26 protein-coding genes, 1 pseudogene and 1 riboswitch are annotated in these 20,997 nt (G+C 59.4%); of the genes and pseudogenes, 13 read left to right on the top strand and 14 right to left on the bottom strand.

Annotation, left to right across the window (positions count from 1 at the left end):
• Positions 1-27: 27 nt before the first annotated feature.
• Positions 28-1,701, top strand: coding sequence for a DNA repair protein RecN (recN, locus tag ACIGEK_RS21305; protein ID WP_397495239.1), 1,674 nt, complete (start codon positions 28-30; stop codon positions 1,699-1,701).
• 62 nt (positions 1,702-1,763) lie between these two features.
• Here the strand turns inward: recN and fur are convergent, their stop codons facing one another.
• Positions 1,764-2,168, bottom strand: coding sequence for a ferric iron uptake transcriptional regulator (gene fur / locus ACIGEK_RS21310; RefSeq protein ID WP_136665255.1), 405 nt, complete (start codon positions 2,166-2,168; stop codon positions 1,764-1,766).
• A gap of 97 nt (positions 2,169-2,265) precedes the next feature.
• On the opposite strand from fur, the gene ACIGEK_RS21315 reads away from it, so the two are divergent.
• Positions 2,266-2,784, top strand: a complete 519-nt coding sequence (locus ACIGEK_RS21315) for an outer membrane protein assembly factor BamE (protein ID WP_397495240.1) — start codon at positions 2,266-2,268, stop codon at positions 2,782-2,784.
• Positions 2,785-2,857: 73 nt separating this feature from the next.
• Here ACIGEK_RS21315 and ACIGEK_RS21320 read toward each other — a convergent pair whose 3' ends face one another.
• Genes ACIGEK_RS21320 through ACIGEK_RS21330 form a run of 3 tightly spaced genes read right to left on the bottom strand, consistent with a single transcriptional unit; the run spans position 2,858 to position 5,043 of the window.
• Positions 2,858-3,178, bottom strand: a complete 321-nt coding sequence (locus tag ACIGEK_RS21320) for an RnfH family protein (protein WP_397495241.1) — start codon at positions 3,176-3,178, stop codon at positions 2,858-2,860.
• Positions 3,171-3,605 (bottom strand): type II toxin-antitoxin system RatA family toxin, encoded by a 435-nt coding sequence (locus tag ACIGEK_RS21325; protein ID WP_275961702.1) that lies wholly within the window; start codon positions 3,603-3,605, stop codon positions 3,171-3,173. The genes ACIGEK_RS21320 and ACIGEK_RS21325 overlap by 8 nt, the downstream gene beginning before the upstream one ends.
• Positions 3,606-3,639: 34 nt before the next feature.
• Positions 3,640-5,043, bottom strand: a complete 1,404-nt coding sequence (locus tag ACIGEK_RS21330) for a sodium-dependent transporter (protein WP_397495242.1) — start codon at positions 5,041-5,043, stop codon at positions 3,640-3,642.
• A 164-nt stretch (positions 5,044-5,207) separates the two neighbouring features.
• Here ACIGEK_RS21330 and smpB point away from each other — a divergent pair, with 164 nt between their 5' ends.
• A complete protein-coding gene (smpB, locus tag ACIGEK_RS21335; RefSeq protein ID WP_090255207.1) occupies positions 5,208-5,690 on the top strand; it encodes an SsrA-binding protein SmpB in 483 nt (160 codons plus the stop codon).
• Between the two features lie 61 nt (positions 5,691-5,751).
• On the opposite strand, the gene ACIGEK_RS21340 is transcribed toward smpB, so the two are convergent.
• Entirely contained in the window at positions 5,752-6,381 is a 630-nt protein-coding gene (locus ACIGEK_RS21340) for a LysE family translocator (RefSeq protein ID WP_397495243.1), read from the bottom strand.
• A gap of 82 nt (positions 6,382-6,463) precedes the next feature.
• On the opposite strand from ACIGEK_RS21340, the gene ACIGEK_RS21345 reads away from it, so the two are divergent.
• The 4 genes from ACIGEK_RS21345 to ACIGEK_RS21360 all read left to right on the top strand — a co-directional run bounded on the left by ACIGEK_RS21345 (position 6,464) and on the right by ACIGEK_RS21360 (position 9,833).
• Positions 6,464-7,429, top strand: a complete 966-nt coding sequence (locus tag ACIGEK_RS21345) for a 2-hydroxyacid dehydrogenase (protein WP_397495244.1) — start codon at positions 6,464-6,466, stop codon at positions 7,427-7,429.
• A gap of 28 nt (positions 7,430-7,457) precedes the next feature.
• A complete protein-coding gene (locus ACIGEK_RS21350) occupies positions 7,458-8,456 on the top strand; it encodes a methyltransferase (protein WP_397495245.1) in 999 nt (332 codons plus the stop codon).
• A 36-nt stretch (positions 8,457-8,492) separates the two neighbouring features.
• Positions 8,493-8,624: riboswitch (yybP-ykoY riboswitch) on the top strand.
• Positions 8,625-8,700: 76 nt separating this feature from the next.
• Positions 8,701-9,285, top strand: a complete 585-nt coding sequence (locus tag ACIGEK_RS21355) for a TMEM165/GDT1 family protein (RefSeq protein ID WP_397495246.1) — start codon at positions 8,701-8,703, stop codon at positions 9,283-9,285.
• Between the two features lie 104 nt (positions 9,286-9,389).
• Positions 9,390-9,833, top strand: coding sequence for a ketosteroid isomerase-related protein (locus ACIGEK_RS21360; protein WP_397495247.1), 444 nt, complete (start codon positions 9,390-9,392; stop codon positions 9,831-9,833).
• Between the two features lie 54 nt (positions 9,834-9,887).
• Here ACIGEK_RS21360 and ACIGEK_RS21365 read toward each other — a convergent pair whose 3' ends face one another.
• Complete coding sequence (locus ACIGEK_RS21365; RefSeq protein WP_397495248.1) at positions 9,888-10,700, bottom strand: M48 family metallopeptidase; 813 nt, start codon at positions 10,698-10,700, stop codon at positions 9,888-9,890.
• 1,260 nt (positions 10,701-11,960) lie between these two features.
• On the opposite strand from ACIGEK_RS21365, the pseudogene ACIGEK_RS21370 reads away from it, so the two are divergent.
• Positions 11,961-12,161 (top strand): annotated as a pseudogene (locus ACIGEK_RS21370) (HAMP domain-containing protein); the annotation flags it as partial.
• A gap of 15 nt (positions 12,162-12,176) precedes the next feature.
• Positions 12,177-13,019: a methyl-accepting chemotaxis protein gene (locus ACIGEK_RS21375; protein ID WP_397495361.1), complete on the top strand. Its 843-nt coding sequence runs from the start codon at positions 12,177-12,179 to the stop codon at positions 13,017-13,019.
• A gap of 65 nt (positions 13,020-13,084) precedes the next feature.
• Here ACIGEK_RS21375 and ACIGEK_RS21380 read toward each other — a convergent pair whose 3' ends face one another.
• From ACIGEK_RS21380 to ACIGEK_RS21390, 3 genes are all read right to left on the bottom strand, one after another.
• A complete protein-coding gene (locus ACIGEK_RS21380) occupies positions 13,085-13,702 on the bottom strand; it encodes an SOS response-associated peptidase (RefSeq protein WP_397495249.1) in 618 nt (205 codons plus the stop codon).
• 82 nt (positions 13,703-13,784) lie between these two features.
• On the bottom strand, positions 13,785-14,045 hold the full coding sequence (locus ACIGEK_RS21385; protein WP_397495250.1) for a putative signal transducing protein: 261 nt from the start codon (positions 14,043-14,045) through the stop codon (positions 13,785-13,787).
• Positions 14,045-14,227 (bottom strand): CPXCG motif-containing cysteine-rich protein, encoded by a 183-nt coding sequence (locus tag ACIGEK_RS21390; protein WP_090375916.1) that lies wholly within the window; start codon positions 14,225-14,227, stop codon positions 14,045-14,047. Before ACIGEK_RS21390 ends, ACIGEK_RS21385 begins: the two co-directional genes overlap by 1 nt.
• A 128-nt stretch (positions 14,228-14,355) precedes the next feature.
• Between ACIGEK_RS21390 and ACIGEK_RS21395 the strand changes: the two genes are divergently transcribed.
• Entirely contained in the window at positions 14,356-15,522 is a 1,167-nt protein-coding gene (locus ACIGEK_RS21395) for a 1-acyl-sn-glycerol-3-phosphate acyltransferase (RefSeq protein WP_397495251.1), read from the top strand.
• A gap of 63 nt (positions 15,523-15,585) precedes the next feature.
• Here the strand turns inward: ACIGEK_RS21395 and ACIGEK_RS21400 are convergent, their stop codons facing one another.
• On the bottom strand, positions 15,586-15,870 hold the full coding sequence (locus tag ACIGEK_RS21400) for a hypothetical protein (protein WP_397495252.1): 285 nt from the start codon (positions 15,868-15,870) through the stop codon (positions 15,586-15,588).
• A 269-nt stretch (positions 15,871-16,139) separates the two neighbouring features.
• Here ACIGEK_RS21400 and ACIGEK_RS21405 point away from each other — a divergent pair, with 269 nt between their 5' ends.
• Positions 16,140-16,346 carry a hypothetical protein gene (locus tag ACIGEK_RS21405; protein WP_397495253.1) on the top strand — a complete coding sequence of 69 codons (207 nt, stop codon included), beginning with the start codon at positions 16,140-16,142 and terminating at the stop codon, positions 16,344-16,346.
• A gap of 67 nt (positions 16,347-16,413) precedes the next feature.
• Here ACIGEK_RS21405 and ACIGEK_RS21410 read toward each other — a convergent pair whose 3' ends face one another.
• A complete protein-coding gene (locus ACIGEK_RS21410) occupies positions 16,414-16,998 on the bottom strand; it encodes a YajG family lipoprotein (protein WP_397495254.1) in 585 nt (194 codons plus the stop codon).
• A gap of 438 nt (positions 16,999-17,436) precedes the next feature.
• Between ACIGEK_RS21410 and ACIGEK_RS21415 the strand changes: the two genes are divergently transcribed.
• Positions 17,437-17,670 (top strand): hypothetical protein, encoded by a 234-nt coding sequence (locus ACIGEK_RS21415; protein ID WP_397495255.1) that lies wholly within the window; start codon positions 17,437-17,439, stop codon positions 17,668-17,670.
• A 455-nt stretch (positions 17,671-18,125) separates the two neighbouring features.
• The gene (gene mqo, locus ACIGEK_RS21420; RefSeq protein ID WP_397495256.1) at positions 18,126-19,628 is read left to right on the top strand and encodes a malate dehydrogenase (quinone); all 1,503 of its coding nucleotides are present in this window, start codon (positions 18,126-18,128) and stop codon (positions 19,626-19,628) included.
• Between the two features lie 68 nt (positions 19,629-19,696).
• Here the strand turns inward: mqo and ACIGEK_RS21425 are convergent, their stop codons facing one another.
• From ACIGEK_RS21425 to ACIGEK_RS21435, 3 genes are all read right to left on the bottom strand, one after another.
• The gene (locus ACIGEK_RS21425) at positions 19,697-20,059 is read right to left on the bottom strand and encodes a PilZ domain-containing protein (RefSeq protein WP_397495257.1); all 363 of its coding nucleotides are present in this window, start codon (positions 20,057-20,059) and stop codon (positions 19,697-19,699) included.
• Positions 20,060-20,119: 60 nt separating this feature from the next.
• A complete protein-coding gene (locus ACIGEK_RS21430) occupies positions 20,120-20,542 on the bottom strand; it encodes a DUF4124 domain-containing protein (protein WP_397495258.1) in 423 nt (140 codons plus the stop codon).
• Between the two features lie 68 nt (positions 20,543-20,610).
• Positions 20,611-20,985: a tetratricopeptide repeat protein gene (locus ACIGEK_RS21435; RefSeq protein WP_397495259.1), complete on the bottom strand. Its 375-nt coding sequence runs from the start codon at positions 20,983-20,985 to the stop codon at positions 20,611-20,613.
• Positions 20,986-20,997 lie beyond the last annotated feature (12 nt).

A 20,997-nucleotide genomic window follows, 5' to 3' on the forward strand; every position in this document is an offset into this window, starting at 1 on the left:
CAGACATGAACCTGGGAGGCCCTCGCCATGCTGGTGCACCTGTCCGTACACAACTACGCCATCGTTGAACACCTTGATCTAGAGCTGGACGCCGGCATGAGCGTAATCAGCGGCGAAACCGGCGCCGGCAAGTCGATCATGCTCGACGCCCTCGGCCTGACCCTAGGTGATCGCGCCGACAGTGGCGTGGTGCGTCCCGGCGCGGACAAGGCGGACATACTCGCCAGCTTCGACCTGCACGACATCCCCGAAGCCCGCGCCTGGCTGGCCGAGCGTGATCTGGACAATGACGGCCCGTGCATCCTCCGTCGCGTGATCACCGCAGAGGGCCGCTCGCGTGGCTATATCAACGGCGCGCCTAGCCCACAAGGTGACCTCAAGGCCCTCGGCGAACTGCTGATCGATATCCACAGCCAGCATGAACATCAGTCCCTGCTCAAGCCCGAAACCCACCGCCGCCTGCTCGACGAATACGCCGGTAGCCAGGAACTGGCGCGCCAGGTGCAGCTCGCCGCGCAGCGCTGGAAACAGACCAAGAGCGAGCTGGAGCGGGTTTCCAGCATCGGCGACGAACAGCGCGCACGCCATCAACTGCTTAGTTACCAGCTGGAAGAACTCGACAACCTGGCCTTGGGCGAGAACGAGCTGGACAACCTGGAACAGGAACACAAGAACCTGACCAACGCTGAAAGCTTGCTCAGTGCCTGCCGACTGGTGATTGAGCAGTGCAGCGAGAATGACGCCGGCAACGTGCTGTCCGCCCTGACCAACAGCCTCAATCGCCTCGGCGCCTTTCAAGGCCAGCCTGGCGCACTGAGCGAAGCCACCAACTTGCTGGCCAGCGCACAGATCCAGGTAGAAGAAGCCGTCGGCGAACTGAACCGCTTTCTCGACCACTTCGACGCCGACCCTGAACGCCTGCGGCAGATGGAAGAACGTCTGGATGCGATCTACACCCTGGCGCGCAAGCACCGCATCCAGCCAACCGAGCTGGGCGCCATGCAGCAACAGTTGTTCGAAGAACTGGAAAGCCTCAACGCCGACGACCAGGCCGCCGAACGTCTGAATGATGAACTGGCCGCTTTCGAACGGCATTACCAGGAAAAAGCAGCGGAACTCAGCACTCTGCGCAATAACGCTGCCGACCAACTGGCCACTGCTGTCGAGCAGGAAATGCAGACGCTGGGCATGCCCGGCGGGCGTTTCAACATCAAGCTCAGCGCCAACAGCAATAGTGAGCCACACCCCAACGGCCTGGAACAGCTGGAATTTCTGGTCAGCGCCAACCCTGGCCAACCGCTGAAAGCCCTGGCTAAGGTCGCCTCGGGTGGCGAACTGTCGCGCATCAGCCTGGCGATTCAGGTGATCACCGCGCAAACCTCGCGGGTGCCAACCCTGGTATTCGATGAAGTCGACGTCGGCATCGGCGGTCCTACCGCCGAAGTGGTCGGCCAGCTACTGCGCCGCTTGGGCGAACGCGGCCAGGTGCTCACCGTCACTCACCTGCCGCAAGTTGCCGCGCAAGGGCATCAGCACCTGTTCGTGCACAAGGTGCGTGAAAGCGATGCTACCCGCACCGCAGTGAGCAAACTGAGCCCTGTGCAGCGGGTCGAGGAAATCGCCCGCATGCTCGGCGGCGTAGATCTCACCGAGGAATCACTGGCCCATGCCCGGCAGATGGTCGGCAGCGCCCAAGCCTGATTACACAGATCCTAAAAAGCACAAAGGCGACCCTAGGGTCGCCTTTGTCATGCCAGCATCAATCAGGTCTTCTTGCGCACGTACAGCACAAGATTGTGATCAACCAGCTCAAAACCGTGCTCTTTGACGATTTCTTTCTGACGCTTTTCGATCTCGGCATCGAAGAACTCGATCACCTCACCGGAGTCGACACAGACCATATGGTCGTGATGGCCGCTGTCCGCCAATTCGAAGACTGCATGACCGCCATCGAAATTGTGGCGAACCACCAGACCTGCTGCTTCAAACTGGGTCAGTACGCGGTACACCGTTGCCAGACCTACGTCGTCACCCGCCTCCATCAATGCCTTGTAGACATCTTCAGCACTCATGTGACGCTGACCGGCAGAGTCGAGCATTTGCAGTATCTTGACCCGTGGCAGGGTCACTTTCAGGCCAGCCTTGCGTAGTTCGCTATTTTCAACCATGGTCTGCTTTCTCACGGAAGCGGCTTCGCAGCTTCCTTTAATGCGGGTATGATCCGGGGTTATATTGCCCAGCCAAGATAGTGGAAGTCGCCCACCGATGCAAAAAACCAAACTGCTGCTGACCAGCCTCACCCTTACGGGGCTACTCGCACTCGCCGGTTGTTCATTCCCCGGGGTTTATAAAATCGACATCCAACAGGGCAATGTCGTCACGCAGGACATGATAGACCAGTTGCGGCCGGGAATGACCCGCAAGCAAGTGCGGTTTATCATGGGCAACCCGTTGCTTACTGACACCTTCCACGCCAATCGCTGGGATTATCTGTACAGCATTCAGCCGGGTGGCGGTCAGCGCCTCCAAGAGCGCGTCAGCGTGAACTTCGGCGCTGACGACCAACTGGTCGGCCTGTCTGGCGACTTCATGCCGGGCGTCAGCCGCGACCAGGCCATACTGGGCGAAGACAGCGGCGTTACCACGCCACAAGCCACACAGCGCCCTCAGGTAGAAGAGAAACCCGCTCCAGGCTCACTGCTTGAACAGATTCAACGCGAAGTGGACGACGTGAAAGTCGTACCAGTGCCGACTCCAGAACCTCTGGAAAGCACACCACAGTAATATTTGCTGATAAAAAAGCCCGGACATGTCCGGGCTTTTTTTATACCTGCATCCCTGCTGGCATACTCAGCCGCTACTGCGCAGCATCCTCCGCTTTGGCTTGCGCCGCTTTAGCAGCGCGCTGCTTGCGCACTTCTTTCGGGTCGGCAATCAGCGGCCGGTAGATTTCCACCCGCTCACCGTCCTCCAGCACACGCTCATCAGGCTTGCTCACTGCCTTGCCGAAGATCCCCAGCGGACTGCTGTGCAGGTCAAGATCAGGAAAATGCGCCTGCATGCCGGACTGCACGGCCGCCTGCCGCACATTAGTGCCATAAGGCAGACTCAAGCGCAGCAGCTTCTGCTTGTCAGCCAGGGCGTAGACCACCTCGACCACGATATTCGGCTTATCCATAGAGTTGCTTAGCCCTTTGGCAGAATGCATCGACCAGGGTATTGGTGGCCTGATTGAACAGCGGCCCGAGGGTCGCCCGGACCAGCGGCCCGGCGTAGTCGAAGGTCAGATCCAAGCTGATCTTGCAGGCCTTGTCGCCCAGCGCCTTGAACTCCCAATGTCCATACAGCTGGGTGAACGGCCCCTCAACCAGAGTCAGCTTGATCAGCTCACCCGGCACCAGCGTGTTAGCCGTGACAAAGCGCTGGCTCAAGCCTCCCTTGGCCACCGCCAGGCTGGCGCGCATATGCGTGTCGCTCGACTCAAGCACTTCGCTGGCCGAACACCAGGGCAGGAACTGCGGGTAACTGGCCACATCATTGACCAGATCAAACAGCGCCCGCGCGGGATAAGGCAGCAGCGCCGAACGCTGAATATGAGTACTCATAACCCAACCACTTGGCTAAACAGGATGCAGGCGATCATTTACTCAGCTCTGCGACAAATACGATCAGCACACCAATTGGCGCGACCACACGAATCAACCAATACACCACGTTGAATAGCAGCGGGCTTTTCATCGCCAGCTCTTCGCGCACTGCCTCACGCTTAAGCACCCAGCCAGCAAATATGGCGAACGCCAGGCCACCGAACGGCAATAGAATGCGGCTGGTCAGGTAATCGATAGTATCGAAGAAATTCCGCCCGCCCTCTGCGCCCCACTGGAGCAGGTGGAAGCCATCCTCGGCGAAGACAAAGAACTTCGCTTCCGCGCCCAGGTTAAAGGACAGCACCGTGCCCATGCCGACTACCCAGCAGAGGAACGCCAACACGCTGGTCACCAGCACACGGCTGCGCTTGGTACGCTCGACCAAGTAGGCCACTGCTGGCTCCAGCATGGAGATCGATGAGGTCCAGGCCGCGATCAACACCAGAATAAAGAACAGCGTGCCCATCACCTGGCCAAAGGCGATATTGCCGAACGCCACCGGCAGAGTGACAAACATCAACCCCGGCCCTGCGCCAGGCTCCAGGCCACCGGCGAAAACGATGGGAAACAGTGCCATACCGGCCGTCAATGCCACCAGAGTATCGAGAATGCCGACGGTGAGAATGGTGCCGCCAATCGAGGCGTGCTTCGGCATATATGAGCCATAGACCATGATCGCGCCCACACCGACGCTCAGGGTAAAGAAGGCATGACCCATGGCGGCCAGCACGCCATCGAGTACGCGATCCGGCTGGAAATCGAAGAGAAAGTGGAAGCCCTGCATAAAGTGACCGGTGGTCATGCTGTAACCCAGCAGCACCAGCAACAGCACAAACAGCAGTGGCATCATGATGCGCAAGCTGCGCTCAAGGCCGGCCACCACGCCACGGGCGATTACAAAGCCGGTCAATAGCATAAACAGCGTATGCCACAGGGTAAGCCGCCAGGGATCCGCCGTCAGCGCGCCAAACGCCGCGCCAGCGCCCTCGGCACTCACGCCAGCAAACTGCCCGCCGCCCATGCTGAGGATGTAATCCAGCGACCAACCAGCCACTACGCTATAGAAAGACAGAATCAGCAGAGCGGCAACCATCCCCACCAGCGCCGCCCAGGACCATTTCGGCGATGCGCCTGATTCGATGGCCAGGGCTTTAAGGGTATTCACCGGGCTCTGCCGGCCGCGCCGACCAATCAGGGTTTCCGCAAGCATGATCGGCAAGCCGACCATGAAAATGCACACCAAGTACATCATCACGAAAGCCCCGCCACCGTACATGCCGGTCATATAGGGGAACTTCCAGATATTACCTAGCCCGACAGCCGACCCGGTCGCCGCCAGAATAAACACCCAACGACTGGCCCAGGCACCGTGTATCGAAACCTTATCGTTCGCCATGCTCGGCTAGCCTGCTCTATTAAAAAAGATCGCGCATTGTCGGGGATTCGCCAGGGCGGCTCAAGCGCAGCCGGCGCCGTACACCATCTGGCGCCTGGCAAAGCTGATTTTGCACTGCCGCACACATAGCGTCCGCGCCAGTGACTCCCTATAATGCGCGCCCTATGGCTAAACAAAAGAAACACCCGCAAGGCACCATCGCGCAAAACAAGAAGGCGATGCACGACTACTTCGTCGAATCCAGGTTCGAGGCAGGCTTGGTCCTGGCCGGCTGGGAAGTGAAAAGTCTGCGCGCCGGCAAGGCCCAGTTGGTTGACAGCTATGTGCTGCTGAAAAACGACGAAGCCTGGCTGATGGGTTGCCACATCACCCCGCTGACGGCGGCCAGCACCCATGTGATCGCTGACCCGACCCGTACCCGCAAACTGCTGCTGAACAAGCGTGAGCTGGACAAGCTGTTCGGCGCCGTGCAGCAGAAAGGCTATGCCTGCGTAGCGATGTCGATTTACTGGAAGGCGCACCTGATCAAGTGCGAGATTGCCCTGGCCAAGGGCAAGAAGGACTTCGACAAGCGCCACACCGAGAAAGAACGCGACGCCGACCGCGAAGTGCAGCGCGCCATGCGCAGCAAAGGTAAAGACGAATAAATCGACTCTGCGCTCGCAAAAAAGCCCCGCACTGCGGGGCTTTTTCATTCCAGCGCCTGGCCTAGCGCAACTCGCTGAAGGCCAACTTCACCCCGAGCCCTACCAGCACCGCGCCCATCAGCCGATCAAACCAGTGCCCCATGCGCGCGAAACCCGCACGCACGCGCTGATGACTGAAGAGTTGCGCGACCATACAGAACCACAGCGCCGTGGCCACCGCCAGGTAAACGCCATAGCCGGCCTGAACTGACAGCGGCGTATGCGGGTTGATCACCACGGTAAACAACGACAGAAAGAACAACGTGGCCTTGGGGTTAAGGCCATTGGTCACAAAGCCAGCGACAAAGGCAGCGCGCGGTGAACGCGCGCCCTCGTCAAGACTCAACTCGGCTTCGCTCGGGCTTGCCGGTTTGGCGCGCAGCGCCCTGATGCCGATGTAAAGCAGGTAAGCCGCGGCCAGCCATTTCAGCGCATTGAACAGCACAATCGACTGCGACACGATCAGACCGATACCCAGCAGCGAATAAGCCACATGGATAAAAATCCCGCAGCCCACGCCAATCGCACTGAAGATGCCGGCACGCCGCCCATGAGCCACACTTTCGCGCACCACAATCGCGAAGTCCGGGCCAGGGCTGGCCACTGCCAGCAAGTGAATGAGGGCCACAGCTAAAAACTCGGTCCAGTACATGGGGCGGCTCCGCGACGTCGAAATGATTCTGTTAGGCTCGCCACCATACTCCCCGCCCAAACCCTCAGGATAGATACAGCTGATGAGTAACAGTCACCGCGCCGTGTTTCTCGACCATAGCTCACTCGACCTGGGCGACCTCGACCTGTCCAACCTCAACGCCTGCTTTGCCGACCTGCAGCTGTATCCGCATAGCACCCAGGCGCAAACTATCGAGCGCTTACAGTGCGCACAAGTGGCGATCAGCAACAAGGTGCCTCTGAATGCCGAGGTGTTCGCCGCCTGCCCAGAGCTGAAACTGGTGCTGGTGGCCGCCACCGGCACCAACCCGATTGACCTGGCCGCCGCCCGCGCTCACGGGGTAATCGTGAGCAACTGCCAGGGTTACGGCACGCCATCGGTGGCCCAACACACCCTCATGCTGCTATTGGCGCTGGCCACCCGCCTGCCCGATTATCAGCAGGACGTTCGCGCCGGCCGCTGGCAACAGTCGCAGCAGTTTTGCCTGCTCGACCATCCAATTATCGAACTGCACGGCAAGACCCTCGGCCTGCTCGGCCATGGCGAGCTGGGCAGCGCAGTCGCCAGACTGGCCGAAGCCTTTGGCATGCGCGTACTACTCGGTCAACTGCCCGGCCGACCAGCCCGTGCCGACCGCCTACCACTGGATGAGCTGCTGCCTCAGGTCGATGCGCTTAGCCTGCACTGCCCGCTGAACAACGACACCCTGAATCTGATTGGCGCCCGCGAACTCAACCTGATGAAGCCCACAGCCTTTCTGATCAACACCGCCCGCGGCGGCCTGATAAACGAGCAGGCCCTGGCTGACGCCCTGCGCGCAGGTCACCTGGGCGGCGCCGCAACCGACGTGCTGACCCAGGAACCGCCGAAAGACGGTAATCCTTTGCTCGCCGCCGATATTCCAAGGCTAATCATCACCCCGCACAGCGCCTGGGGCAGCCGCGAAGCGCGGCAACGCATCGTCGGCCAGCTCAGTGAAAACGCCCAGGCATTCTTCAACGGCACGCCCATGCGCGTTGTCAGCTAATCTACGCGACTTTTTTCGAGGAGCGCTTATGGACCCGCGAAGCGAAGTACTGCTGCGCCAAGCCGATCTATTCAACGGCCCGCTGCTGTTTGCCGGCTTGCCGGCGGATGACCTGCTCGGCCAATTCCCCGACGCACAAGGCTGGAGCTGGCATACCGGCGAGCACGCGTTGCTGGATACACGTTTCAGCAATCGCTGCCACTTTGGCACTCAGCCTGGTGAGCGCGACTTTCAGGCGGCTGTACTGTTCCTGCCGAAATCCCGCGAGCTGACCGAATACCTGCTCAATGCCCTGGCGGCACGCCTAGGCGGCCGCGAGCTGTTTCTGGTCGGTGAAAAACGCGCAGGCATTGAACGCGCGGCCAAGCAGTTGGCGACCTTCGGCCGGGCACGCAAGCTCGACAGTGCGCGGCACTGCCAGCTATGGCAAGTGCGGGTCGAGCAGCCCCCCGCCACGCCGGATCTGCTCAACCTGGCGCAACGCTACGAACTCACCTTGAGCGACGGGCCGCTGCAGGTACTCAGCCTGCCAGGAGTATTCAGTCACGGCCGCTTAGACGTTGGCAGCGCGCTGCTGCTTGAAAACCTTGATGGTTTACCCAGCGGGCATATCCTGGATTTCGGTTGCGGAGCCGGTGTGCTGGGTGCTGCTCTGAAGCGCCGCTACCCGGACAGCCAGATCACCCTGCTGGATGTGGACGCCTTCGCCGTCGAGAGCAGCCGCCTGACCCTCGCCGCCAACGGCCTGCAAGCCAACGTGATCAATGGTGACGGTATCGATGCCGCGCCCAAGGGCCTGAATGCGATCCTCAGCAATCCGCCCTTTCACCAGGGCGTACACACGCACTATCAGGCCACCGAGCACCTGCTGCGCCAGGCCAGCCGGCACCTGGCCAGCAAAGGCGAATTGCGCCTGGTTGCCAACAGTTTTCTCAAATATCCACCGCTGATCGAACAGCACCTTGGCCCTTGCCAGACCCTGGCCGACGCCAAGGGCTTTCGCATCTACCGCGCCAGCAAAGGTTAAACGGAGCTTGCCCTATCACGGATGCGCGGGCAGAATGCGCGCGTCCTAGGGGAGTAGTCTCCCGCGAGCGCCAGCTCGCCCGGCACGCGTCAACATACTTGCTCAGCAGAGCATGGTGCGTGCGACCCAAGGCCCACTCAGTGGAGCCTGCGGTTTGACAAGACCTATGACACGCACACCTTACCCGGGGCGGGAAGGCTGTACGTGTCATAGCCGTGTCGACCCGCCCCTTTAGGAAAGCCTGATGCTCGAATCCCTGTTCGTTCCAACCCTAATCGTTGCCCTGGCCGAAATCGGCGACAAGACGCAGCTGCTCGCTCTGCTATTGGCCGCACGCTTTCGCAAACCTTGGCCGATTATCTGCGGCATCGTGGTCGCTACCCTGGCCAACCATTTCGCCGCCGGCGCTATCGGTAACTGGGTTGCCAGCTTCTTCTCCCCCGCCACGTTGAGCTGGACGCTGGCTGCCAGCTTTGTTGCCGTAGCGCTGTGGACGCTGATCCCCGACAAGCTGGATGACGATGAAAGCTCCAAATTCAAGCGCTACGGGCCGTTTCTGACCACCCTGATCGCGTTCTTCCTCGCGGAAATGGGTGACAAAACCCAGGTCGCAACCGTAATGCTCGCCGCGCAGTACCCGCACTTTATCCTGGTGGTCATCGGGACCACCCTCGGCATGCTGATTGCCAACGTGCCGGTGGTGTTGGCCGGCAATTTCGCAGCGGAACGTCTACCGCTGACGCTGATCCGCCGTGTGGCAGCCTGTTCCTTTGCAGCATTGGCGGTTTATGCGGGTTATCAGGCACTGAAATTCAGCGGGGCTATTTGACATCAAGTTGACGCCAGGACACTGGCGTTTCGGCCAATACCCCAGCTTCCAGACGGCTGCTACAGTGCGCAACATTCTGCCCACTCAGCCGTCAGGGAGCACCAATGTCACTGGATGATCGGAAAAAACTGGTACGCCACCACATCGACCTGTCGTGGAATAAAGGCCGTACCGCACTGGCCGAGCAACTGCACAGCAAAGACTTCCTCTATAAGAGTTCGTTTATCGGCAAGCCACTGACCAGCCCTGCATTTGCCCAGATGGTCAAGGACATCCGCCACGCCATGCCGGATCTGCAGGTAGTAGTCGAAGAGTGCATTGCCGAGGACAACAAGGTTGTCACCTGGAGCACCCTGATCGGCACCATCCAGAAACCCGCGCTCGGCTACCCGCCCAGTGACAAGGTGCTGAGCATCTCGGCCATGGCCTTCTGGACCATTACCCCGGGCAATGAAATCCAGGAAATCTGCACTATGTTCGACATGGAGAGCTTCCGCTCACAACTGGGCCTGGCCACCCAACCCTTTGCTGCCAAGGCGCTGCCCTGAACATATAACGCTCAACAATAAAGCCCCAATCGGGGCTTTATTGTTTACCGCGCTTTAGCGCGCCTGTTCATACAGCGGCATCACCTTGGGAATCGCCGCCTGCAAAGAGGCAATGCGGCTGCTTGACGAGGGGTGCGTGCTCATAAATTCAGGTGGTGCGCCTTCATTGGCGGCGGCCATCTTCTGCCACAGAGTGACGGCGGCATTGGGGTTGTAGCCACCCCGCGCCGCCAGTTCCAGGCCAATCAGATCCGCCTCGTTCTCATTGCCGCGACTGTTTGGCAGCATCATGCCGTACTGCACGGCGGCATCGGCCAGCGCCAAACTGTCGGAACCGAGCCCCAGCAAGGCACCGGCACCCTGCTTGGCCAGCTCAACACCATAGGCTTTAGACATGGACTCACGGCTGTGCTCACGCAGTGCATGGGCCATTTCGTGGCCCATGATCGCGGCGATTTCATCGTCAGTAAGTTTGAGCTTGTCGATGATCCCGCTGTAGAAAATGATCTTACCGCCCGGGCCGCAGTTAGCATTCAGCTCAGGGCTCTTGATCAGGTTGACCTCCCACTGCCATTGCGCCGAATCGGGGCGAAACAACGGGGCTTCCTTGATCAGGCGATTGGCAATCGTGCGCAGGCGTTTGGCGTTATAACTGGTTTTATCCAGCGCGCCCTTGCTGGACGCCTCGCCAAGGGTCTGCTGATAAGACTGCGCATACATCTGATTGACCTCTTGGGTCGAGAGCATGCTGAACATGTATTGCTTGCGCTCAACACCTACGGCGCCGCCACTGGTGGTGTTTACAGCCTGGCATCCCGCCAGCAACAGGGCCGTGCTCAACGCGGCGAGGGGTAACAATTTGGCCATGTTAATACTCCTTACGAAAACTGCGACATCCTAGGCGGCTGAGCAGCGTCGGACAACTACAAGCTTGCTCAATGCAGGCAAGCAATCTTTAGTTAGATAGGCGATTAAGGATTTTCTCCCCGGCAGCCGATAAGCAGTCACGGCAACTCTTTCCTGTGTGGAGCTTCCATGAAATTTCGCTCGATCCAGACCACCATTGCCACTCTCGCTGGTGCCAGCATCCTGGCCATCGTTGTAGCCCTGATTCTGTATGCGCTGTACGCCAGCGGCCGCAGCCAGGAACTGACTCAGGCGCGCACCCAAGACCTGCTTGAGCAGGTGATCAAACAGCGCCTGAGCGCTCTGGCGCAGACACAGACGCTGCAGATCCAGGCCGAGCTGGAATACCCACTGATGATCACCGCCGAGCTGGCCAACACCAACCGTCTACTTAGCCTGAAGACTGAGGACGGCAGCGCCATGCTTTCCATGAGCCGCGAAGAGCTCAACAACCTGGCCCGCGAAATCTTGGTGCAGCACCCTAAGCTGCTTGGCTCTTATATCGGTTGGACCGTCAACGGCCTGGATGACAGCGACGCCATCTACGCCGGCATTGGCAATCCGGCGGTTAACGAAAGCGGCCGCTTTATTCCCTGGTGGTATCGCAACGATGACGGCAGCCTGGCCCAGGAGCTACTGACCGACCTGGAGAACGAGAAGCCGCTACCCACCGGCGTGCGCGCTGGCGAGTATTACCTATGCCCACGCGATGCGAAAAAGGCCTGCGTGATCGACCCCGCACCTTATGAGATGGGAGGCAAGATGGTGATGCTGGCGTCGTTCGTCAGCCCAATTCTTATCGACGGTAGCTTCAAGGGCATGGTCGGCGCCGATCTGGGCGTCAACTTTATCCAGGACTTGCTGGTCAACGCTGACAATCAGCTGTATGACGGCGCAGGTGAAATGGCGCTAATTTCAAGCCACGGCCGCCTGGTGGCATCGACCCAAGCACCAGACAAACTGGGCAGCCCTGCCACCGAACTGCTGGATGCCAACGAGTTGGAAAACCTCAGGCAGTTGAAACCTGGGCAGATCATCTACGACATCCACCAAGAGGCTAATCCAGCCGAGAGCCATATCGAGCTGTTCCTCTCCTTCGGCATAGGTGATACCGATGCGCGCTGGACCCTGATGCTGGTCTTGCCGCTCAACACCGTAATGGCCGAATTGCAGCAATTGCACGGCGACCTCACCAACCAGCGTCAAGCTGACACCCTGAATATGACCCTGGTCGGCCTGCTGATTGCTGCGTTAGGACTACTGGTGATCTGGCTGGTCAGCCGCGGCATCGCCAAGCCACTGAGGCAGATGGTGAGCATGCTTGACGATATCGCTCAGGGCGAGGGTGACCTAACCCGCCGTCTGGAGGTGAACCGCAGCGATGAGCTGGGTGATATTGCCAAGGGTTTCAATACCTTCCTCGGCAAGCTGCAGAACATGATTACCCAGGTGGTCAGCTCGGTGCAGAAGGTCAGCGACTCGTCCGAACACACAGCTGACATTGCTATCCGCACCAACACTGGCGTGCAGAAACAACTAGCGGAGATCGAACTGGTCCCCACCGCCGTGCATGAAATGACCGCCACCGCCCAGGATGTGGCACGCAACGCCACCCATGCAGCAGAAGCCGCCAATCATGCGGATCGATCTGCCAACCAGGGCAAACAAACCGTGCAGCACACAGCGGATGCAATTGCCGCACTGGCACAGGAAATCGGCCGCGCGGTGACAGTGGTGCAAACACTGGCTAAAGACAGCGAGAACATCAACGCCATCTTGGTCGCCATCCGCGGAATTGCCGAGCAGACCAACCTGCTCGCGCTCAACGCCGCCATTGAGGCGGCCCGCGCCGGTGAACAGGGGCGTGGCTTTGCGGTGGTCGCCGATGAAGTACGCAACCTGGCGCAGAAGACCCAGAAAGCCACTGAAGAAATCCAGGCCATGATCCAGCAACTGCAGCAGGGCACACGTGATGTGGTTAAGGTCATGGAAGACAGCCAGAGCAAGACTGCGGTCAGTGTGCAACAGGCCAGCCAGGCAGCTGAGGCACTGGAGTCTATTACTCAGGCTGTATCGGTGATCAACGACATGAATACGCAGATCGCCAGCGCCGCCGAAGAACAAAGCGCAGTGGCCGAAGACATCAACCGCAACGTCACCAATATCGGCCAGGTGGCCAATGAAGTGGCCGGCGGCGCCGACGAGGCGAGCCAGGCCAGCGCCGAGTTGACCAAACTGGCCGAACAGCAACGTCGCTTGATCAACCAGTTCAGGGTCTGATCAATCTGCAATAAAAAGGTGGACTGCACTGCAGTCCGCCCTTTTTATTCATCCACACCTAAGATCTAAGCCGGCGTCAGGCACTCTGGCGCGTCCAACTTAGGATCATTGATCAAGTTGGCCAATACCCGCTCACGCAGCGCTAGCGGCGGGCTCGCCAGTAGAGCCTGTAATTCAGCTGGCGAGGTATCCGCGGCTAACCAGGTCGCTTGCCCTGCCTCATCAAGAATCAGCGGTCGACGCTGGCTGGCCGCAGCCTGGGTCACTACCGCCGCACTCAGGTATACACACCCCTCTACCGGGTAGGCCTCCCACAGGGCGGCGAAATACAGCGGCGTGGTTTCGCCAGTGAGCCAGTACGGACGCTTGCGTGCGGTGCCCCGCCACTCGTAAAAGCCGTTAGCTGGCAGCAGACCGCGACGCAGGCGAAACGCCTCACGAAACATCGGCTGCTCGGCCAGGGTTTCTGCTCGGGCCTGGGCGGGGGTTTTGGTCAGGTCAGTCAACCAGGGTGGTGTCAGCCCCCAGCGTGCCCGCGTCAGTTGGCGCTCGCCATCGACGTTGCGCAGTAGTAACACCTGGCTATTGGGCGAAATACTCCAGTGCGGTAACTGGTCAGCGGGGAAACCGGGAATCGCCGCAAATGCAGGCGTCCAACGGAACAGGGCATAACGTCCACACATGAGCAACTCGATAACGTTCAGCAGTCAATGTACCGACCAGGCGGCCAGCAAGCAGTAAGTCAGATACGCCGCTAGGTTAGATCTAGCAGAGCAGCGAGCCCTGGAAACTTTCAGGCTCATCCGTCGGCAGCGGCTGCGCGGTATTGTACGCGGCGATCAGCTGTTGTGCGCTGTGCGCCTGGTCATCCTCAACCATCACCCCGAGTAAGCCACAGGCAGGCAACTCGCCCACTGCGCCAGCCAGATGCTGCCCGGTCAGATAAGCCTCGATTCCCTCACTGGCCAACATCCCCAGCAGCAACTCGCCTTCCATCAGGTCCTGTGGCTCGTAGATTCGCTGCATCAGTCATTCTCCCCGCGCACGTCCAGGCTCCAGTCCTCGCCATCGGTCTGCAGCGAAAATACGATAGGCCGACAGCACACCGGACAATCTTCGATGTACTGCTGATCGCCGGCCGACAGGTCGAGTAACGCCTCAACTTGTTCGCCACAGTAGGGGCATTGGTAGTCCTGGCTTTCCAGCATCGCTGTCTCCTTGTGACTTGGCGTTATAATCGCCGGTCTATAGCTGGCCCTGCAGTCGCGTACTATCCATTGTCACGCGTGGCGACCAGCGCAGTGAGCATCTCCACAGCCAACCACAACAAGAGAGCATGATGGGCGAATTCGATGCCATCCGACCTTACGCCGACGCCGAAGTCCCTGCCGTGCTGGCGCGCCTGCTGGCCGACGATGCGTTTCTCGGCATCCTCACTCAGTTCCGCTTCCCGCGCCTGGCATCTTCGCTGGGCTGGCTGCTTAAACCACTTATAGCCTATCGCCTGCGTCTTGAGTTTCGCGACGTGAGTTCAGTGGCGCAATTGCAGACGCGAATCGAGAGCTATGTCGACCGTACCATTGAGCAGGCCACCGATGGTGTGAGCTATTCCGGTATCGAGCACCTGCAGGCCGGCAAGGCCTACCTGTTTCTCGCCAACCACCGCGACATCGTTATGGACCCGGCGTTCGTCAACTACGCGGTGTACCACGCAGGCCTGCCGACGCCGCGCATCGCGATTGGCGACAACCTGCTGCAAAAGCCCTTCGTCAGCGACCTGATGCGCCTGAACAAGAGCTTTATCGTGCACCGCTCGATCAGCGGGCGGCGCGAGAAGTTGGCGGCCTATCAGCTGCTGTCGGCCTATATCAATCACTCGATCCGCAATGATGGCGAGTCGATCTGGATCGCCCAGGCCGAAGGCCGTGCCAAGGATGGTGATGACCGCACCGATTCGGCGATCCTCAAGATGTTCCATATGAGCCGCAAGGGCGAGCCGTTCGCCGAGGTGATCAACGCCCTGCGCCTGACCCCGGTATCGATCAGCTACGAGTACGACCCCTGCGACCAAGCCAAGGCTCGCGAGTTGTTTATCCGCGCCAGCAGTGGCAGCTACACCAAGGTGGCAGGCGAGGATGACCAGAGCATCGCCCTCGGCATTACTGGCTACAAAGGCCGCGTGCATGTGCACTTCGGTGCGCCGGTCAGCCAGGGCCTGGAAGACAGCAAACTGCTGGCAGCGGAAATGGACCGGCAGATTCTCACGGGTTATCGGCTGTTTCCCGTGCACTACCTGGCCTATGCCATGTGGGCTGATCGCGACCCTGAACTAGCCGTACCCAGCGCTACCGAGCTATTCCCTGCGGCAGAACTCAGTGCGGCGCAAAACGAATGGCAACAACGCCTGGCCAAGTGCCCAAGCGAGCAGCAACCCTACCTGATCCTGCAATACGCCAACCCGGTGCATAACCAGTACCGGATTAAGGCCGGCCTACCGCTGTAAGCAAAACGCAGCCAGAAAAAACGGCAGCCATTGGCTGCCGTTTTTATTAGCCGAGAACCCGCGTTACAGCTGCGTGCTAAACCAGGACAGCAGCAATGCCGAGGCCAGGCAGGCATAGCCAAAACGGTAGAAGAACTGGTTCAGGCGCAGTGTCGGCTCATCACCATAGGCTTCATCCGCCAGGCCATTCAGTTCACTGCCGGCCAACAGTCGCGCCGATGCATGCTGTTCACGCATGCGAGTGGCCAGTAACAGCCAGGCACCGGCCAGGGCAAAAAACAGCGCCAGGCCATTAAGCCACTGCCCAGGCTGACCTTCGATCAGCAACCAGAGCGTTTGCAACGACATGCTCAACCTCTACGTCTATAAGGCATGCGATCAACACCGCGCCTGATTAACAGCACGCCCGATGCAGTATCGGGCAGTCCAAATACGGGCGCGGAGTCTACCGAAGGTTGCAGGGCTCGCGGTTCGATTCCGACGAATCGCAGCCACTATGACCAAGCGGTCTAAACACTGTCATCTGCGTGAGCTATGGTCTAACACTCGTCCCAACGCCTTGGCCAAAATGGCTTCGAGGCGGAGAAAGGTCTTAAACATCCATGGAGGAACGCACCATGCTGCATGCCCAACCGCAAGACCGCGACTACCTGATCGATTCTCTCGATGACGTGGAAGATGTCATCGACGGGCTGTCTTTCAATGTGCAGGACGACCACTGGCTGGTTTACTGCGCCATGGGCGGCCACGAGCATTACGCCCTGCCCGACATAGATACGCGCACCGGCATGAGCCTGCCCGAGTTTTACAGCGAGGCGGCCTGACAGACTGCATAACGCAGGTGTAAAAAAGCCCGGAATAATCCGGGCTTTTTCATTACCGCGACAAGGCTTACTGTGCGAGCATCTGGCCGATGGTCGGGTCCTTGAAGGCGCGGGTCAGGGCGTCGCTCAACACGTCGCCAACCAGCTTGGTATTGGTCGCCTGATTTGGCGCCATGCCGAAACGTTGGTTCAACGACGCGCCATAACGACCGCTGTAGCGACGGCTGCTGTTCTGCACATCAACGCGGAAGGTCGCGGTCATGTCAGCTTCGGTCACGTACAGGCCTTCTTTGGGCGACTGATACTTCAGTTCGGCCAGGGTCAGGGTCAGTTGCGGCGCATTGACGGCATTGGCGCTTGGGGTGAAACCAAGCAAACGCACTGCTGCCTCGGCCTGGGCTTGCAGCTTGGGCAGGATATCCTGACCGGTCACGCTGATGGCGCTGGTCTCCGGGTACAGACCGCCGCGGGTGCCCAGCACCGGGGAAGGACGGCCGTCGGCCACTCGCACCACCACAGGCTGACCTTGGCCAACGGCTGTGAGCGGACTATTAAGCTTGGGTTGTGGGCTGAGTTGTTGCGGGCTGTGGGCGCAACCCACCAGAGTAAGGCTGGCAACAGCCACCAGACCAAACAGCAGACGATGCAGCATGCTCAACTCTCCATAGATAAGGGGTAGAAGTGGCGCGCAGTATAACCAGCGCGGTAAATGCCTGACAGCGCTGCTTAAAGGGTCTGTTGCCATTTCATTCACGGCCGCACCGGAGCCTGTTTTTGCGCGAGGCAAGGCACGAGACACGACGTTTGGTTGTTCCAAATGAGTGTCGAGAAACGCAGCATCGCGCAAAAACAGGCCCGGCCCTTCGGGTTGCGCGGGAAATGGCCCCCGCTGTTGTTGCAGGACTTGGCAAGGGAACAACCATTACCTGCGTCCTGCGCCTAACCGGGAGCCATTTCTCGCGGCAACGCGGCTCGCGATGAAACGGCAACAGACCCTAAGACGTTTATTGCGCCAACAGGTTCCCGTAACGCCCTTGTCATGCGCATCAGGCATAAGACTTTAGTCTTCCCTGTTCGTGAGTGATCCGTCATGTTTTCACTGCGTAGCCTGCTTGTACCACGCCGTCCGATGCGCTCATTTGCCCTGGTCGATGTGCAAGGCATCTGCCGCGCCCTGCGCCAGTCAGCCCAGGCGCCACAAGGCTCCGGCTGGGTTGAGGTGCAACAAAGCTGCCTCAGCTGGCTTAATCGGCCGCTGCCAGCCGGCGCCAGAACCGCACAGGTCACGCCATGCCTACGCGTGCGGCAAACGCTGGCAGCCTGACCAGCGGAAGAAGAAAAGTCACACTAAGCGATCAATTTTCCTGCTTTGCCCTTATAATCTCGCCCCGATTATAAGGACGCCTCCTGTTCGGGCCCTGCCGTCACGCTGATGCACCATTCATCGGCCGCGCCCCAGAGAGTCGCCCACTTCGCGCTGCCTTCCGGCTACCGCTTTTTCCCACTGTGAAATGCCATGCAGTTGCTGCAATGGTCGCTTCACGTTGTGGAAAAGTCGGTCCAGGCAGACGTGTTTTGAGGTTCACGACTCCAAAAGAGCGTGAAAAACGGTTTGAAAAACTTCACAAGAGTGTGGCGAAAATGAACGATCTCGCGGTTGGCATCTGCACCCAGAAGCCTGTTCCCTTCAACCCTGAGCGTCTCGCCGACTGCTGATTGGCTGTGTGCATACACAAGCTGACTAACGTCTATTGAGTGCTGGTTTGCGGAGAAGTGGTAATGGCGCAAAACGATTACGAAACAATGGATGTGGTGCTGGTTGGTGCCGGCATCATGAGTGCGACCTTGGCCGTACTGTTGAAAGAACTCGATCCTGCTATCAAGCTGGAAGTCCTCGAGATGATGAGCACAGCGTCAAGCGAAAGCTCTTATCCGTGGAACAATGCGGGTACTGGCCATGCGGCCTTGTGCGAGCTGAACTACACGCCGGAAGCTGAAGACGGTTCGATCGACATCAAAAAGTCGGTGTCCATTAATGCTCAGTTCGAGGAATCCAAGCAGTTCTGGGCCTACCTGGTCGAGAAAGGTCGCTTTGGCTCGCCTAAATCGTTTATCAGCCCGGTTCCGCACTTAAGCTTCGTGCGTGGCCAAAAAGGCATCGACTTCCTGAAGAAGCGCTTTACTGCGCTGACCGCTCATCACGCCTTCAGCGAAATGGAATACAGCGAAGACCGCGCCACCATGGCGAAATGGATGCCGCTGATGCTCCCGGGTCGCGACCCGAACGAGCCTATCGCTGCCACCCGCGTAATGGCCGGTACCGACGTGAACTTCGGCGCGCTGACCGTCCACCTGCTCGACCACCTCCGCCAGCAGGACGAAGCCAAGGTCACCTGCAGCCAAAAGGTTGTTGGCCTCAAGCGCAGCGGTCAAGGCTGGCGCGTCAGTGTCAAAGACCTGAATAGCGGCAGCAGCCGGGAAATCCAGGCTAAGTTCGTCTTCCTCGGCGCCGGTGGCGCGGCGCTGCCGCTGCTGCAGATGTCCGGCATTCCAGAAGGCAAAGGCTTTGGCGGCTTCCCGGTCAGCGGCCAGTGGCTGCGTTGCGACAACCCGGAAGTGGTCAAGCAGCACCAGGCCAAGGTCTACAGCCAGGCGGCCGTCGGTTCGCCACCTATGTCGGTCCCGCATCTGGATACCCGCGTAGTGGAGGGCAAGACCTCGCTGCTGTTCGGCCCTTACGCCGGTTTCACTACCAAGTTCCTCAAGCGTGGTTCGTTCCTCGACCTGCCGCTGTCGATCCGCTTCAACAACATTGGCCCAATGCTGGCCGTAGCGCGCGACAACTTCGACCTGACCCGCTACCTGATCAAGGAAGTGCTGCAGTCCGAAGAGAAGCGCCTGGAAACCTTGCGCGGTTTCTATCCAGAGGCCAAAGCCGAAGACTGGCGCATTGAGATCGCCGGCCAACGCGTGCAGATCATCAAGAAGCATGCGAAGAACGGCGGCATCCTGCAGTTCGGAACCGAACTGGTGGCAGCCCAAGACGGCTCTCTGGCCGCCCTGCTCGGCGCCTCGCCAGGCGCTTCGGTAACAGTCTCGATCATGCTTGACCTGATCCAGCGCTGCTTCGGCGAGCAGGTGAAGTCAGAGCAATGGCGCACCAAACTGAACGAGATGTTCCCGGCCATGGCTGACGTTCTCGCCAGCGACGCTGAGCGCTACCGCGAAGTACAGTCGCGCTCTGATGCACTGCTGCAACTGGAGCATAGCGTCAGCGCCTAAAGGGCTGAGCAATAAAAAACCGCCTCTAGGGCGGTTTTTTATTGCCTGCTCAATCAGTCAGCCGCGTATCAGGCGGATGCTGCAATCGAGCGGAAACTGAAGTAATGGCGCAGTGCATCGACCATCTCGACATAGTCGCCGGGCGGGGCGACCAGGGCGAAACCTGAGTCATAGCAGCCGGGAGTGACATCCTCGCGGGACCATTGGCAGGTGGCCGAGAAATCGATGTAGTGCGGCGCATCATGCCCAGGAATCTTCAGGCGCATGTCGAAGCGCGCGCCCACCAGCAAGGGTAACTGGCTGATCAGCAGCAGGCCGTCCAGGGAGACGTTACCGATATAACCCATAGGCTTATCAGTAATGCGATTGAACACCTTCAGGTAATAGGGCAACTGATGGCGTTCGATGCTGCGCTGAACATGCTTTGGCATAGTGGCAAATCGCTATAAATGGCCATTGAGTATGGCCCCACTACTGCGCTTAAACCAGTTTCAGGAACAGCGTTCGGACACCCGGCTCTGGAGTTGCTGACGGGCGGTATCAACCTGCTCATCACTGTAGTAGCTGCGCTGGCCATCCGCCTCAGTGCGGTAATAACTGCGCCCTTCGGGGATGGAAGCCAGTCTCTTGCGCAGCTCGCGGCACTCCTCAGCGCGTTTGGCCTGATTTTCCGCAGCGACCGCCGAAGCCTGTGCCTGCTCCTCGCGGCGTGCGTCATAGAACCGATTGGCGCGCTCTTCACGCTCACGGGTCAACTGATCGCGCTCGACCACCTGCGGCTTGACCTCAATCTGCTGAGCCCCTGCCGCCGCTGGGCGCTGGCCGAAATGCACCTGGCCATTGGCATCGGTCCAGCGATAGATTTCCGCAGCCGCCAGCCCCGGCAACAACAACAGGCACAACAAGACGCGCATGGATTCCCTCCCGTAAAGTTTCAGCTTAGTGCCGAGAATAGCCTTCTATGGCCTGTAACGACCAGCGGTCAGGGTTTGACCGGCGCGACCTTGACCGCCACATCGACACCTTCGTGCCCCAGCTGGCGCAGGGTATCCATGCGCGCGCGGGCGCGGTAGGCGTACTCGCTGGCGGGGTAATTGGTGGTGATGAACTGATAGGTCTGCATGGCATCGACGAACAGCGCCTGACGCTCCAAACATTGACCACGCAGCAGGGAAATTTCCGGCTGCATATAGCGCCGCGAGCGGCTGTTGCGCTCAGCCTTGGACAGCGACAGGATGGCCGCCTCGCACTCGCCGCGGTCATAGGCCTCATAGGCGCTATTGAGGTGGTGATCAAACGAATAACGGTTACAACCCGCCACACCCAGCACCAGCAGAACAATAAACAGTATGCGCATAAGCCTCTCCTC

Source organism: Pseudomonas sp. NPDC079086, assembly GCF_044542155.1.
In the GTDB taxonomy this organism is placed as follows: domain Bacteria; phylum Pseudomonadota; class Gammaproteobacteria; order Pseudomonadales; family Pseudomonadaceae; genus Aquipseudomonas.

Excerpts from the sequence above, each read along its gene's own strand:
- recN (WP_397495239.1), top strand. The coding sequence starts at position 28 with ATGCTGGTGCACCTGTCCGTACACAACTACGCCATCGTTGAACACCTT.
- fur (WP_136665255.1), bottom strand. The coding sequence starts at position 2,168 with ATGGTTGAAAATAGCGAACTACGCAAGGCTGGCCTGAAAGTGACCCTG.
- ACIGEK_RS21315 (WP_397495240.1), top strand. The coding sequence starts at position 2,266 with ATGCAAAAAACCAAACTGCTGCTGACCAGCCTCACCCTTACGGGGCTA.
- ACIGEK_RS21320 (WP_397495241.1), bottom strand. The coding sequence starts at position 3,178 with ATGGATAAGCCGAATATCGTGGTCGAGGTGGTCTACGCCCTGGCTGAC.
- ACIGEK_RS21325 (WP_275961702.1), bottom strand. The coding sequence starts at position 3,605 with ATGAGTACTCATATTCAGCGTTCGGCGCTGCTGCCTTATCCCGCGCGG.
- ACIGEK_RS21330 (WP_397495242.1), bottom strand. The coding sequence starts at position 5,043 with ATGGCGAACGATAAGGTTTCGATACACGGTGCCTGGGCCAGTCGTTGG.
- smpB (WP_090255207.1), top strand. The coding sequence starts at position 5,208 with ATGGCTAAACAAAAGAAACACCCGCAAGGCACCATCGCGCAAAACAAG.
- ACIGEK_RS21340 (WP_397495243.1), bottom strand. The coding sequence starts at position 6,381 with ATGTACTGGACCGAGTTTTTAGCTGTGGCCCTCATTCACTTGCTGGCA.
- ACIGEK_RS21345 (WP_397495244.1), top strand. The coding sequence starts at position 6,464 with ATGAGTAACAGTCACCGCGCCGTGTTTCTCGACCATAGCTCACTCGAC.
- ACIGEK_RS21350 (WP_397495245.1), top strand. The coding sequence starts at position 7,458 with ATGGACCCGCGAAGCGAAGTACTGCTGCGCCAAGCCGATCTATTCAAC.
- ACIGEK_RS21355 (WP_397495246.1), top strand. The coding sequence starts at position 8,701 with ATGCTCGAATCCCTGTTCGTTCCAACCCTAATCGTTGCCCTGGCCGAA.
- ACIGEK_RS21360 (WP_397495247.1), top strand. The coding sequence starts at position 9,390 with ATGTCACTGGATGATCGGAAAAAACTGGTACGCCACCACATCGACCTG.
- ACIGEK_RS21365 (WP_397495248.1), bottom strand. The coding sequence starts at position 10,700 with ATGGCCAAATTGTTACCCCTCGCCGCGTTGAGCACGGCCCTGTTGCTG.
- ACIGEK_RS21375 (WP_397495361.1), top strand. The coding sequence starts at position 12,177 with ATGATTACCCAGGTGGTCAGCTCGGTGCAGAAGGTCAGCGACTCGTCC.
- ACIGEK_RS21380 (WP_397495249.1), bottom strand. The coding sequence starts at position 13,702 with ATGTGTGGACGTTATGCCCTGTTCCGTTGGACGCCTGCATTTGCGGCG.
- ACIGEK_RS21385 (WP_397495250.1), bottom strand. The coding sequence starts at position 14,045 with ATGCAGCGAATCTACGAGCCACAGGACCTGATGGAAGGCGAGTTGCTG.
- ACIGEK_RS21390 (WP_090375916.1), bottom strand. The coding sequence starts at position 14,227 with ATGCTGGAAAGCCAGGACTACCAATGCCCCTACTGTGGCGAACAAGTT.
- ACIGEK_RS21395 (WP_397495251.1), top strand. The coding sequence starts at position 14,356 with ATGATGGGCGAATTCGATGCCATCCGACCTTACGCCGACGCCGAAGTC.
- ACIGEK_RS21400 (WP_397495252.1), bottom strand. The coding sequence starts at position 15,870 with ATGTCGTTGCAAACGCTCTGGTTGCTGATCGAAGGTCAGCCTGGGCAG.
- ACIGEK_RS21405 (WP_397495253.1), top strand. The coding sequence starts at position 16,140 with ATGCTGCATGCCCAACCGCAAGACCGCGACTACCTGATCGATTCTCTC.
- ACIGEK_RS21410 (WP_397495254.1), bottom strand. The coding sequence starts at position 16,998 with ATGCTGCATCGTCTGCTGTTTGGTCTGGTGGCTGTTGCCAGCCTTACT.
- ACIGEK_RS21415 (WP_397495255.1), top strand. The coding sequence starts at position 17,437 with ATGTTTTCACTGCGTAGCCTGCTTGTACCACGCCGTCCGATGCGCTCA.
- mqo (WP_397495256.1), top strand. The coding sequence starts at position 18,126 with ATGGCGCAAAACGATTACGAAACAATGGATGTGGTGCTGGTTGGTGCC.
- ACIGEK_RS21425 (WP_397495257.1), bottom strand. The coding sequence starts at position 20,059 with ATGCCAAAGCATGTTCAGCGCAGCATCGAACGCCATCAGTTGCCCTAT.
- ACIGEK_RS21430 (WP_397495258.1), bottom strand. The coding sequence starts at position 20,542 with ATGCGCGTCTTGTTGTGCCTGTTGTTGTTGCCGGGGCTGGCGGCTGCG.
- ACIGEK_RS21435 (WP_397495259.1), bottom strand. The coding sequence starts at position 20,985 with ATGCGCATACTGTTTATTGTTCTGCTGGTGCTGGGTGTGGCGGGTTGT.